Source organism: Prescottella sp. D32 (assembly GCF_037287305.1).
Classification (GTDB): Bacteria; Actinomycetota; Actinomycetes; order Mycobacteriales; family Mycobacteriaceae; genus Prescottella; species Prescottella equi.
Genome location: NZ_JARBSW010000001.1, coordinates 684,932 through 695,579 on the forward strand (window position 1 = coordinate 684,932; position 10,648 = coordinate 695,579).

At 67.1% G+C, this 10,648-nt stretch carries 12 protein-coding genes; 7 read left to right on the forward strand and 5 right to left on the reverse strand.

All coding sequences use genetic code 11. The annotated features are described in order from the left end of the window. Nucleotides 1-1,362 carry a type III glutamate--ammonia ligase gene (gene glnT, locus PSS76_RS03200; RefSeq protein WP_084845938.1) on the reverse strand — a complete coding sequence of 454 codons (1,362 nt, stop codon included), beginning with the start codon at nucleotides 1,360-1,362 and terminating at the stop codon, nucleotides 1-3. A gap of 125 nt (nucleotides 1,363-1,487) precedes the next feature. Here glnT and PSS76_RS03205 point away from each other — a divergent pair, with 125 nt between their 5' ends. The 7 genes from PSS76_RS03205 to PSS76_RS03235 all read left to right on the forward strand — a co-directional run bounded on the left by PSS76_RS03205 (nucleotide 1,488) and on the right by PSS76_RS03235 (nucleotide 7,113). Next, on the forward strand, nucleotides 1,488-2,159 hold the full coding sequence (locus tag PSS76_RS03205; protein WP_081185006.1) for a TetR/AcrR family transcriptional regulator: 672 nt from the start codon (nucleotides 1,488-1,490) through the stop codon (nucleotides 2,157-2,159). A 122-nt stretch (nucleotides 2,160-2,281) separates the two neighbouring features. Beyond that, complete coding sequence (locus PSS76_RS03210) at nucleotides 2,282-3,622, forward strand: ammonium transporter (protein ID WP_064058657.1); 1,341 nt, start codon at nucleotides 2,282-2,284, stop codon at nucleotides 3,620-3,622. Nucleotides 3,623-3,694: 72 nt separating this feature from the next. Further along, complete coding sequence (locus PSS76_RS03215) at nucleotides 3,695-4,483, forward strand: RsiV family protein (protein WP_013417359.1); 789 nt, start codon at nucleotides 3,695-3,697, stop codon at nucleotides 4,481-4,483. A 132-nt stretch (nucleotides 4,484-4,615) separates the two neighbouring features. Beyond that, on the forward strand, nucleotides 4,616-5,773 hold the full coding sequence (locus PSS76_RS03220; RefSeq protein WP_005517300.1) for a 3-ketosteroid-9-alpha-monooxygenase, oxygenase component: 1,158 nt from the start codon (nucleotides 4,616-4,618) through the stop codon (nucleotides 5,771-5,773). A gap of 2 nt (nucleotides 5,774-5,775) precedes the next feature. Further along, nucleotides 5,776-5,994 (forward strand): hypothetical protein, encoded by a 219-nt coding sequence (locus PSS76_RS03225; RefSeq protein ID WP_069855506.1) that lies wholly within the window; start codon nucleotides 5,776-5,778, stop codon nucleotides 5,992-5,994. Between the two features lie 87 nt (nucleotides 5,995-6,081). Further along, nucleotides 6,082-6,756 (forward strand): hypothetical protein, encoded by a 675-nt coding sequence (locus PSS76_RS03230; RefSeq protein WP_013417356.1) that lies wholly within the window; start codon nucleotides 6,082-6,084, stop codon nucleotides 6,754-6,756. 222 nt (nucleotides 6,757-6,978) lie between these two features. Further along, nucleotides 6,979-7,113: a hypothetical protein gene (locus tag PSS76_RS03235; RefSeq protein WP_005517304.1), complete on the forward strand. Its 135-nt coding sequence runs from the start codon at nucleotides 6,979-6,981 to the stop codon at nucleotides 7,111-7,113. 146 nt (nucleotides 7,114-7,259) lie between these two features. On the opposite strand, the gene PSS76_RS03240 is transcribed toward PSS76_RS03235, so the two are convergent. From PSS76_RS03240 to PSS76_RS03255, 4 genes are all read right to left on the reverse strand, one after another. Continuing rightward, nucleotides 7,260-8,108 carry a 3-hydroxybutyryl-CoA dehydrogenase gene (locus PSS76_RS03240; RefSeq protein WP_013417355.1) on the reverse strand — a complete coding sequence of 283 codons (849 nt, stop codon included), beginning with the start codon at nucleotides 8,106-8,108 and terminating at the stop codon, nucleotides 7,260-7,262. 162 nt (nucleotides 8,109-8,270) lie between these two features. After that, nucleotides 8,271-8,405 carry a hypothetical protein gene (locus tag PSS76_RS03245; protein WP_005517306.1) on the reverse strand — a complete coding sequence of 45 codons (135 nt, stop codon included), beginning with the start codon at nucleotides 8,403-8,405 and terminating at the stop codon, nucleotides 8,271-8,273. 167 nt (nucleotides 8,406-8,572) lie between these two features. Then, complete coding sequence (locus PSS76_RS03250; RefSeq protein WP_005517308.1) at nucleotides 8,573-9,730, reverse strand: acyl-CoA dehydrogenase; 1,158 nt, start codon at nucleotides 9,728-9,730, stop codon at nucleotides 8,573-8,575. Nucleotides 9,731-9,889: 159 nt separating this feature from the next. Beyond that, nucleotides 9,890-10,615, reverse strand: coding sequence for a TetR family transcriptional regulator (locus PSS76_RS03255; RefSeq protein WP_022598177.1), 726 nt, complete (start codon nucleotides 10,613-10,615; stop codon nucleotides 9,890-9,892). Nucleotides 10,616-10,648: the final 33 nt, after the last annotated feature.

Genomic DNA, 10,648 nt, shown 5'->3' on the forward strand with positions numbered 1-10,648 from the left:
TCAGAAGAACTTGAGGTAGCGGTCGGTCTCCCACGACGAGATGTGCGACTGGTACGACTCCCATTCCTCGGTTTTGTAGTCGATGAAGGCCTGGTACAGCGCGTCACCGAACACTTCCCTGGACAGACTGTCGGCCCGGAACTCGTCGATCGCCTCGCCGAGCGAGCGGGGGAGCAGGGACACGCCCATCTCGGCGATCTCGGTGTCGTTGTAGCGGTACATGTTCTCGGTGCGGGGGGCGCCCGGGTCGAGACCCTCGCGAACGCCTTCGAGACCGGCGGCCAACACCATTGCCGCGCCCAGGTACGGGTTGCAGCTGATGTCGGCGGCGCGGCATTCGACGCGGCCGCCGGCGAGCGGCACGCGCAGCGAGTTGGTCCGATTGTTGTTGCCGTAGCTGACGAAGACCGGCGCCCACGTGGAGCCCGACATGCTGCCCTTGCGGACCAGGCGCTTGTAGCTGTTGACGGTGGGCGCGATGACGGCGGTGATCGCCGGCAGGTGTCGGAGGACTCCCGCGATGAACTGGTAGCCGAGCGGTGAGATGCCCACGCCGCGGGGGTCGTCGTCGGTCCGGAACAGATTCTCGCGGGTCTCGAGGTCGGCGAGCGACATGTTGAAGTGGGCACCCGAGCCGGTGCGGTCCGCGAAGGGCTTGGGCATGAACGACGCGAAATGCCCGTGCTTGCGTGCGATTTCGTTGGCCATGACGCGGAAGAAGACGAAGCGGTCGGCCATGGTGAGTGCGTCGCTGTACGCGAAGTCGACCTCGAACTGTCCTCGTGCATCCTCGTGGTCGAACGAGTAGACGTCCCAACCGAGTTCGTTCATGGCCTGGACGAGTTCGCCCAGCCAGCCCATGTTGTCGAGGGTGGTCGCCACGTTGTAGCAGGGCTTGCTGAGGTTGTCGCGGTCGCTGACCTCGGTGGTTCCGTCGGGAAAGTCCTTCAGGACGAAGAACTCGGTCTCGATGCCCAGGTTGAATCCGTATCCGAGGTCGGCGGCCGCGGCGAGCTGCCGCTGGAGGATGTCGCGGGACGAGGCCTCGAACGGCTGTCCGGCCGTGTGCAGGCTGCTCGGGAAGTAGGCGTACTCGCGGTTCCACGGCAGCTGGAACCACCGGGTGAGGTCGGGGCGGGCGGACAGCTCCTCGTCACTGATGTCCTGTGGCAGTCCGTCCAGCGCGGCGCCGGTGAACAGTTCCGATCCGCCCATCATGTTGTCGAGGTGGTCGATCGGAACGAACTTGCCCTTCGAATTGCCGTGCATGTCGACGAAACTGGCGATCGCGTACCGGACTCCGGCCGCCCGCAGCTGCTGCTTCACCGCTTCGACGTCGAGCTTGGGTTCGGTGGTGGTCATGGGTCCTCCTCGGGGCGTCCACTGATTTCGATGGCCTATCGAAACTGTGCGGGGACGTCGTGTCGTAGGGGTGTCCCCACTGTTGCCGCTTGGTAAATCGTGGATCCGTGTCGGACGATCTCCCCATGGGTAATGACGGGGTGGGGCAACGAGTCGGGCGCCCTCGGCGCAGCGGGGTGCAGGGCGAGTCGCCGCGTGAGGAGATCGTGGGCGCCGCCGCGCGACTGTTCGCCGCGGCCGGGTACGCGCAGACCTCGGTCAGTGCGATCGCGCGGGAAGCCGGACTGGGGCAGTCCTCCCTGTACTACTGGTTCGCGAACAAGGAAGCGATCCTGCAGGCGCTGATCGACAAGAATCGCGAATCCCTCGAGACCGCCCGCGAACTCGTGGATGCCACGGATTCGCCGGCGCATCGTCTCTACCGGATCGTGTACGTCGACGTCGTCCAGATGTGCTCGGCCCCATTGGACTTCTACGAGCTCGAGCGCGTGGCGCGCGCGCAACCGGAGGCGTTCGACGAGTTCTTTTCCGATTACCGCGAGCTCGAACGGCTGATCGCGCGGGTGATCCGGCAGGGGGTCGCTGCGGGGGAGTTCCGTGACGTCGACGCGACGGCGACGACGACGGCGGCTCTCGCGCTCAGCGAGGGGCTCCAGTACCGGTTCCGGCAGGGCGAGCAGGACGTTCGGCGGATGCGCGAGTTGGCGCACCTGTCCGCGTCGACGACCGTCGCCGCCCTGGTGCGGGACCGGCGGCGCGTCCGAAGTGCCCGCGCGGCGGCGGAAGAGTCGGATTAACCGAATCGACACATTTTCAATACAGCATCGAAAAGTTGCCGTTCGAAGGTTTCGATGACACATCGAAAACCTGCCGCCGGCGCACGTCGCCCGGGCGGCCCTCACCCGAGTGGGAGTACCGCATGGACAGCGGCAATACTGCGTGGCTTCTGACGGCCGTACTGGCCGTCGCCCTGATGCTTCCCGGTCTCGTTCTCTTCTACGGCGGCATGGTCAGCCGAAGAACGACGATGAACATGATGCTGATGGTCTTCGTCTCCTTCTGCCTGACCGCATTCCTGTGGGTGGCCTTCGGGTATTCGATGGTCTTCGGTGACTCGGTGGGTGGCGCCGGACTCGTCGGCGATCCGTTGGAGTTCGCGGGCCTGGGCCAACTGCTCGAAGCGCCCGAAGACGGCGCCCTGCCGCCGCTCGGGTTGGCTGCGATCCACCTGTGCTTCGCGGGACTGACGATCGGAATCGTCGCCGGCGCGGTGGCCGACCGCATGAAGTTCGGTGCATGGATGATCTTCTCGGCGTTGTGGGTCACTCTCGTGTACTTCCCGGTCGCGCACTGGGTGTTCGCGTTCGACTCTGCCGACGGTGGCGTGCGGGGAGGGTGGATCGCCAACGCCCTCGAGGCCGTCGACTACGCGGGATCCACGGCCATCCACGTCAACTCGGGTGTCGCCGCCCTCGCGATGGCGATCGTCCTGGGCCGCCGCCGGACGTGGCCGGTGCAGCCGAAGGCGCACAACCTGCCGTTCGTGCTCCTCGGTGTGGGCCTGTTGCTCACCGGATGGCTCGGGTTCGACGGCAGTGCACTCGGCGCGGCCGACAACGACGCGGCGGTGGCCGTGTTCAACACGCTCGTCGCCGCCTGCGCGGGAGCCTGCGCGTGGCTCGTCGTCGAACGCCTCCGGGACGGCGCACCGACGACACTCGGCGCCTCCTCGGGCGCCATCGCTGCGCTGGTCGCCATCACGCCGTCCTGCGGTGCGGTTTCGCCTCTCGGCGCCCTCGCTGTCGGCGTCCTCGCCGGAATCGCTTGTTACTTCGCGGTTCTGCTGAAGTACCGGCTGCGTTTCGACGACGCCCTCGACGTGACCGCTCTCCATTTCGTCGGCGGTGTGGTCGGCGGTCTGCTGATCGGTTTCCTCGCCACGCCGACAGCCCCCAGCGGTGCCACCGGCCTGCTGTACGGCGGCAGCATCGAGTTGCTCGGGCGCCAGGTCCTCGCGATCGCCGCGGTGTTCGCGTACACCTTCACCGTGACCTGGATCCTCGCGAAGGTGCTCGATCGCACGGTGGGGATCCGCGTCGACGACGAGACCGAGCGACGTGGCCTCGACATCGTCGTGCACGCCGAGAACGCGTACGAGGACACTCCCGAGCCGGCGCAGTCGCCGCGCGGTCATGCCGAACCCGCGTACACCCTGCAGACCGACGAGGGCGAGTCGGTAGCGGCACCCCGGATGCCGTGACGCCGAGCCTCTCGGCCGGGCCGGGTCGGCGCAGTCCTGCCGCCCCGGCCCGCGAGGAGCACAATGAGGCGAATGACGACTTCTCGCCTGCCTCGAACGATCGGGTTCGCTTTCGCCACGGCGATACTGACGACCGCCACTGCGTGTTCGACCGCGACGGACGGAAGCGCGCGAACGGACGCGGCACCGCAGCCGACGGCGTCGGCGGTCGCGCCTGCCTCGACGGCGACGTCGCCCCCGCCGGCGGAAAACGCCTACACCGCAACCACAGTGCATGTCACCGGCGACACCGGACGGGTCCGGTACGACGTCGTGGTCCCGCAGATCGAAGGCGGCGACCCCGCCGTGGCGGCAGAGTTCGACGAGTCGATGCGGGCGGCACTGCAGGACCAGATCGACGGGTGGCCGGGAGACCGGTTCACGCTCGAATCCACGGACCGTTCGTCGGTGGTGCACATCGGATCCCGGGTCGTCAGCGGGCTTCTGGTGACGTCGTGGAACGCCGACCCGCCCGGGGCCCATCCGACCCCGCTCGTCGCGACGGTGGTGATCGCCGACGATGCGCAGCCCGTCACGCTCGACCGGCTGTTCCCGGACCTCCGAGCCGGCCTGGACCGGCTGTCCGAGGAGTCTGCGGAGCTACTTCCCGCGACGGCTGCCGGACCCGACTTCCTGCGCGAAGGGATCGAGCCGAAGCGGGAGAACTTCGCGAACTGGGTGGCCACGCCGGCCGGGATGGAAATCCACTTCACGGACTACCAGGTCGGTCCGCACGCGATCGGGCTGATCGTGGTGACGGTGCCGTGGGACCGGCTGTCCGACGTCGTGGCACCGGACCTCGTCGGCGTGGTGTCGAGCTGAGGGCGTCACCGAACGAATGACCAGTCAACGGGAGGGCCTCTGGAACCGGGGCTGCGGCGTCGGGAGATTGGAGGTTCGAACGGAGCACCGGCACAGCCCGCCTGCGTGCACCGTGGGACGAAAGGACTGACCATGACCTCCGCGCATGCCGACGACGTCGACACCGACGAGATCCGCATCATCGACCAGGGCACGCCGCCGGCGCGCTTCGCTCGCGGCTGGCACTGCCTGGGGCTCGTCGACGGCTTCCGCGACGGCAAGCCGCACTCGGTGGAGGCGTTCGGCACCAAGCTGGTGGTGTTCGCCGACAGCAAGGGCGACGTCCAGGTCCTCGACGCCTACTGCCGGCACATGGGCGGCGACCTGAGCCAGGGCGAGATCAAGGGCGACTCGGTCGCGTGTCCGTTCCACGACTGGCGCTGGAACGGCAAGGGCCGGTGCACCGACATTCCCTACGCCCGGCGCGTTCCCCCGGTCGCGAAGACGCGTGCATGGCTGACGATGGAGCAGGACGAGCTGCTGTTCGTGTGGAACGACCCGGAGGGCAACCCGCCGCCGCCGGAGGTGACGATTCCCGCCATGCGCTCGACCGACGCCGAATGGACGGACTGGCAGTGGAAGTCGCTCGTCATCGACACCAACTGCCGTGAGATCGTCGACAACGTCGTGGACATGGCGCACTTCTTCTACGTGCACTACTCGTTCCCCACGTACTTCAAGAACGTCTTCGAGGGCCACGTCGCGATCCAGGAGCAGAAGGGCGTCGGCCGCGACGACGTCACCGAGTGGACCGATCCGGACGTGCCGCGCCTGGTCGGCAACACGTCCGTCGCCGCGTACCACGGCCCGTCGTTCATGATCGACGACCTGATCTACCACTACGACAAGTACGACGTCGAGTCCGTGCTCATCAACTGCCACTACCCGATCGCGCCGGACAAGTTCGTGCTGATGTACGGCATCTCGGTGAAGAAGACGGAGCAGGTTCCAGCCGAGATCGCGGATCAGTTGGTGGACGCGATGATCGGCTACATCGGGGTCGGCTTCGAGCAGGACATCGAGATCTGGAAGAACAAGACGCGCATCGAGAACCCGCTGCTCACCAACGAGGACGGACCGGTCTACCAGCTGCGTCGCTGGTACGAGCAGTTCTACGTGGACGTCGCGGACGTCACCGCGGACATGGTGGACCGCTTCGAGTTCGAACTCGACACCACCAGGCCCGTCGAGGCGTGGAAGCGGGAAGTGGCCGACAATCTCGCCCGCCGCGCGGCCGCGGAACAGGTGTAGCGGTGGAACCGGTCGAGTGCGACCGCTGCGGCTGTCGGGTGATGGTGGTCAAGAACAGCTGGCAGCACACGTCCGTGCAGTGGACGGCCGAGGCGCGGTCCACGTGCCAGGTGTTGGACGACGCCGCCGACCCGGTGTCGCGCGCCCGTAGTTGCCCGGCGATGCAGGAATCGATCGCACGGGCGGCCGTCGAGGGACGGATCGGCGTACTCGACGACTGAGCTCGCCGGCGCCGGTGGACGAGGTCCCCCGCACGTGCGGGGGACCTCGATTACCATCGGGGCTCGGGATTCGCGCAGGAGGTTTCCGTGATCAAGGTGAACCAGGTGACCTCGCGTCTCGAGGCGGGCAAACTGCGCGGCGTCGACCTCGTCGGGATCTGCCTGGGCGATCCTGCGGAGACGGACAGGCGGGTGGTCGACGCGGGCACCTTCACCATGCTGCAAGACGTCGTCGGGCCGCGCACCTCGCTGTACGTCGACGCGTCGGCGGCGCACTCACCGCAGGACGTCGTCGATGCCGTCGAAGCGCTCCGGCCCACCTATTTCGAGTTCACGGCGGTCGATGCGGCCAAGGAGTCGGCGGCGGCCGAACAGTTGGACTTCCTGGAACGTCTGCCGGTTCCGAAGATCGCGAACGGCTTCTTCGTCCTGAAGGACGATGTTGGCCTGCTCGACAGCCGACGGCATCTGGACCGCCTCGTGGCCGCCGGTGTCGAGTACTTCCAGGTCGAGACCGACTCGCTGCTCGATCCGCGGTTCCGGATCTCCGCGCCCCATCGTGAGCGTCTCGCGGCTCTGTTCGCCGACTACCCGTGCCTCGTCGCGGACGTGTGCACGACGCCGCCGGTGCTCCCGGAGTTCGGTCAGGTGGGGACCTATTTCAACCTGGGAAACGGGCGTGTCCGTAACTACGACTACTCGGACCGGCAGACACCCCTCTCCGGAATTGTCCGGATCCTCCGTTCTCTGCCGGTCGGCTGACCCGATTCGACCGCTGCTGTTCGCCTGTTCGACACCCGACTGTTCCGGGATCGTTGCCGGGTCACATGAATATTGCTCACGGAGATTCGAGCAGGCCGGAGCGAAATCGACTGTCTCGCAGAATCTCTGTCCGGAACTCGCGGCTATCGTCGTGAGCACCGTGCAGCATCCCGGGACGCGCTACGAAGCGCGGACACACCATTCACACTGAGGAGTTTCGAAATGGGTTCTTCCGACGCAGATCTCGCGCTGATCAAGCAGATTCAGCCCGTCGTCAGCGGCATCGGCACCGTCGTCGGTGGCATCGGTGCGATCCTGGGCCTGATCGGCGCGCTGAACGCTCTGTTCCCCGCCTGATACGTCGCCTGACCGCGTTCGGCCCGCACCCCCGCCCGGGGTGCGGGCCGAACGTCGTCCATGCCCGGGTCCCCGCCCGGACCCGGGCATGGACGACGGTGCCCCACCGCCTCGGGAGGCGATGGGGCACCGAGAGATCCGTTGCGTTACTTGTAGCTGTAGAAGCCCTGGCCGGTCTTGCGACCCAGGTGTCCGGCGTCGACCTTGCGGCGGAGCAGGGCCGGGGGCGCGTAGTTCGGCTGCGCGAACTCGGCGTACAGCGACTCCGCTGCCGCGAGTGCGACGTCCAGGCCGACGGTGTCGAGCAGCGTCAGCGGGCCCATCGGGTAACCGCAGCCGCCCTTCATGGCCTCGTCGATGTCCTCGGCGGACGCGTAGCCCGACTCGAGCATGCGAACCGCGTCGCACAGGTACGGGATCAGCAGCGCGTTGACGATGAATCCGGCGCGGTCACCCGCACGAACGGCCTTCTTGCCCAGGGTGTCACGAGCGAACTCCGTCACGGCCGCGACGGTCTCCTCCGACGTGACGAGGCTGACGACGATCTCCACCAGCGGCATGACCGGCACCGGGTTGAAGAAGTGGACGCCGACGACCTGCGACGGGCGCTGCGTCGCGTTGGCGATCTTGATGACCGGGATCGACGACGTGTTGGTCGCGAGGATGCCGGACGGCTTGACGATCTTGTCGAGCTTGCCGAAGATCTCGAACTTGAGCGCCTCGATCTCCGGCGCGGCCTCGATCACCAGGTCGCGGTCGGCGAACTCCTCGATGTCGAGCGTCACGCGGACCCGGGAGATGGCGGCGTCCGCCTCCTCCTGGGAGATCTTGCCGCGGGCCACGCCCTTGCCGATCGAGTTCGCGATGCGGGCCTGAGCGGCGTCGGCGAACTCCTGCTTGGTCTCCAGGACCAGGACGTTGCTTCCGGCCTTGGCACACACCTCGGCGATGCCGGCACCCATAGTGCCGCCACCGATCACACCAACTAGCTCCACAGTCGAATCTCCACAGTCGTCTCGTGACCTCGCCGACGGGCGAGGCGCTGTCAGGGTCATTCTGCTATCCGGGTCATTCTGCTATCCGGCGCCGGACGTCCGTCACCCCGGCGCCGAAAGCTCGACGCCGGGGTGACGGAGATCGCGGATGCCGCCGAGCGGTCAGCTGCCGAGGCTGCCTGCGCCCAGGCCGCCACCGCCACCGCCACCGATGCCGCCTGGTCCCTGGCCACCCATGATGGCCATCAATTCGCCCAGGACGTCCACCAGTTCACCGAGAATGCTGATCGATCCCATGTCCACTCAACTCCCTGCGTCGGTCACGGTGCCGGCCCCCGAACGGCCTGCTTTCGAGCAGCTCCCGGTTCGAACCGTGCTGTCACCTACCGCGGCACCCGTGGGTGCCGTCCCCCCATTGAACGCCGGAGCGTTCCAGCGGGGAACCGTCGCAGCAGAACTGTGCGTCACTTGAGCAGTGCGCGTGACATGACCAGTCGCTGAATCTGGTTGGTGCCCTCGTAGATCTGGGTGATCTTCGCATCTCGCATCATTCGCTCCACCGGGAAGTCGGTGGTGTAGCCGGCGCCACCGAACAGCTGGACCGCGTTGGTGGTGACCTCCATCGCGACGTCCGACGCCAGGCACTTCGCAGCGGCGGAGATGAAACCGAGGTTCTTCTCGCCACGCTCGGCGCGAGCGGCCGCGGTGTACACCATCAGGCGGGCCGACTCGATCTTCATCGCCATGTCGGCGAGCATGAACTGGGTGTTCTGGAAGTCCGCGATGGACTTGCCGAACTGCTTGCGGTCCTTGGTGTATGCGACGGCGGCATCGAACGCGCCCTGCGCGAGACCGAGCGCCTGAGCACCGATCGTCGGACGGGTGTGGTCGAGCGTCTCGAGGGCCGTCTTGAAGCCGGTGCCGGGCTCACCGATGATGCGGTCGCCCGGAATGCGGCAGTTCTCGAAGTACAACTCGGCGGTGGGGGAGCCCTTGATGCCGAGCTTGTGCTCGAGCGGTCCCACGACGAAGCCCTCGTCGTCCTTGTGCACCATGAACGCGGAGATGCCGTTGGCACCCTTGTCGGGGTCGGTCACGGCCATCACCGTGTACCACGTGGACTGACCGCCGTTGGTGATCCAGCACTTGGAACCGTTGAGGATCCACTCGTCGCCGTCCGCCTTCGCGCGGGTGCGCATGCTGGCCGCGTCGGATCCGGCCTCGCGCTCGGACAGGGCATACGACGCCATCGCACCCGCCGCGATCTCGGGCAGCACCTGCTTCTTGAGCTCCTCCGAGCCCTTGAGGATCAGACCCATCGTGCCCAGCTTGTTGACGGCCGGGATCAGCGAGGACGAACCACAGACGCGGGCGACCTCTTCGATCACGATGCACGCGGCTACCGAGTCGGCGCCCTGGCCGTCGTAGGCCTCGGGGACGTGGACGGCGTTGAATCCCGAGTTGACGAGCGCGTCCAGCGCCTCCTTCGGGAAGCGGGACTTCTCGTCCACCTCCTTCGCGTACGGCGCGATCTCCTTCTCGGACAGCGCGCGGATCGCGGCACGCAGTTCCTCGTGCTCCTCGTTCAGCTGGAAGAGGGGGAAATCGGGATTGCCGGACATAGGGACGCTCCTCGTCGTGCGTGCGGCCGCGGCGCCGAGTGTTCGGGCACTCAGTGTCAGGCCTGGTTGGGCTGGCTGTCCGTACCCCTCGGCATGTTCATACCGATCGCGTACGTACGTCCACGAATACCCTCAGTCAAGCATGGCACTTAGTGCCAGTCAAGGATGCTGCGCCTCGAGTTGCCGGCGTACCTGCCGGGCCACCTCGTCGGCGGGCGTACCGGGTGGGTACGTCACCACCGTCACCGTCTCGCCGAGAGCGGAGGTGGCCGGGGCGCGCCTCGCGGCGGCCCCGGGCGCGAACTTGTCCCGGACCTCGGCGAGGGCGGCGCGCAGCGCCTCGGGCGTGGCGTGCTCGTCACCGCGGATCATGGCTCTGAGCAGGTAGTTGTGGCACGCAGTGACACTGGCCGTGAAGCCGATGACGGCGAGGGGCGGGGCGGAGGGTACGGCGGCCCGCAGGTAGTCGCTGAACACCCGCTCGTAGCGATAACCGGTGACCAATTCGCGGTCGCGCAGTGCGGGCACCCGCTGGACCACCTGATAGCGGCGCACCGAGAGCTCCCGGTTCTCGCGATACCGGTCGAAGACCAGGCGCGCGGCGTCGCAGACCGCCTCCCACGGATCCGCCGTGGTGGCGGACAGGAACGCGGACGCCTGCGCGATCAGGGATTCGTGATCGGCGAAGATCACGTCCTCCTTCGACCGGAACTGCCGGAAGAACGTGCGCCGCGAGATGCCCGCCGCCGCGGCGATCTGCTCGACCGTGGTCGCCTCGTACCCGTGCTCGGCGAACAGGCGAATGGCCTGGGTCGCGACATGCACCCGGAAGTCCGCGGGGTCACCGGCTGTGTCGGGTCCCGTGCCCTCGACGCGCTCACTCATGAATGTCAGTATCCACACCACCCCTGACCAGCC

Coding starts and splice junctions, on each gene's coding strand:
- glnT (WP_084845938.1), bottom strand. CDS start 1,362: ATGACCACCACCGAACCCAAGCTCGACGTCGAAGCGGTGAAGCAGCAG.
- PSS76_RS03205 (WP_081185006.1), top strand. CDS start 1,488: ATGGGTAATGACGGGGTGGGGCAACGAGTCGGGCGCCCTCGGCGCAGC.
- PSS76_RS03210 (WP_064058657.1), top strand. CDS start 2,282: ATGGACAGCGGCAATACTGCGTGGCTTCTGACGGCCGTACTGGCCGTC.
- PSS76_RS03215 (WP_013417359.1), top strand. CDS start 3,695: ATGACGACTTCTCGCCTGCCTCGAACGATCGGGTTCGCTTTCGCCACG.
- PSS76_RS03220 (WP_005517300.1), top strand. CDS start 4,616: ATGACCTCCGCGCATGCCGACGACGTCGACACCGACGAGATCCGCATC.
- PSS76_RS03235 (WP_005517304.1), top strand. CDS start 6,979: ATGGGTTCTTCCGACGCAGATCTCGCGCTGATCAAGCAGATTCAGCCC.
- PSS76_RS03245 (WP_005517306.1), bottom strand. CDS start 8,405: ATGGGATCGATCAGCATTCTCGGTGAACTGGTGGACGTCCTGGGCGAA.
- PSS76_RS03250 (WP_005517308.1), bottom strand. CDS start 9,730: ATGTCCGGCAATCCCGATTTCCCCCTCTTCCAGCTGAACGAGGAGCAC.
- PSS76_RS03255 (WP_022598177.1), bottom strand. CDS start 10,615: ATGAGTGAGCGCGTCGAGGGCACGGGACCCGACACAGCCGGTGACCCC.